Annotated in this window: 1 pseudogene; it reads left to right on the top strand. The window is 68.4% G+C overall.

The features are described 5' to 3' along the window. Positions 1 to 27: 27 nt before the first annotated feature. Positions 28 to 678 (top strand): annotated as a pseudogene (locus DW029_RS11015) (hypothetical protein); the annotation flags it as partial.

Below are 678 nucleotides of genomic sequence, written 5' to 3'. Positions count from 1 at the left end.
AGGGGAAAATAGGTTCCTCTTGAACGCGTGTCCGAAAAGACGATACAGGTCACATATACGAGGCTCGACGTCGTGACGCACGGCGGCCAGGGCTTCATCTGCTTCGCGGCGGAGACGGCCGAGGAGCCGGGCACCGGCGACGCATGGCAGCTCATCGCCGCCAAGGGAAAGGACTTCGTCTACGCCGACTTCACCGAGGAGCAGATCGCCGGGCTGATGAAGCCGGCGACCGACGCCGCGGCCGAGGTCGGCAAGACGAACGAGGAGTACAAGGCCATGCTCACCGAGCAGGCCAAGGCCTTCGGCGACGCGCAGCAGGCGCGCGCCAAGTCGTATACGGACGCCGAGCTCACCCGCGACGGGGCATACACGAAGGCCGAGACGAACCGCAACGCCGCCTACAACGAGGCCGAGGACGAGCGCCAGTCCGCCGAGCGCGTGCGCGGCGAGAACGAGGGGGCGCGCAAGAGCGCCGAGACGGGGCGAGACACGGCCGAGAAGGAGCGTGCCGAGGCCGAGGGCAAGCGCAAGCAGGCCGAGACGAAGCGCGGCACCGCCGAGACGGAGCGCGACACTGCTGAGAAGGCGCGCGTGAAGGCCGAGGACGAGCGCGAGAAGGCCTGGACCGACCTCAAGGCCGATGCAGAGAAGAGCGTGAGCGACGCGGTCGAGCGCGCC

The sequence above is a fragment of the Collinsella sp. AF38-3AC genome (assembly GCF_003474365.1).
GTDB lineage: Bacteria > Actinomycetota > Coriobacteriia > Coriobacteriales > Coriobacteriaceae > Collinsella.
Note: the sequence above shows the minus strand (reverse complement) of the source record. Positions and strands in the feature narration are given on the sequence as shown.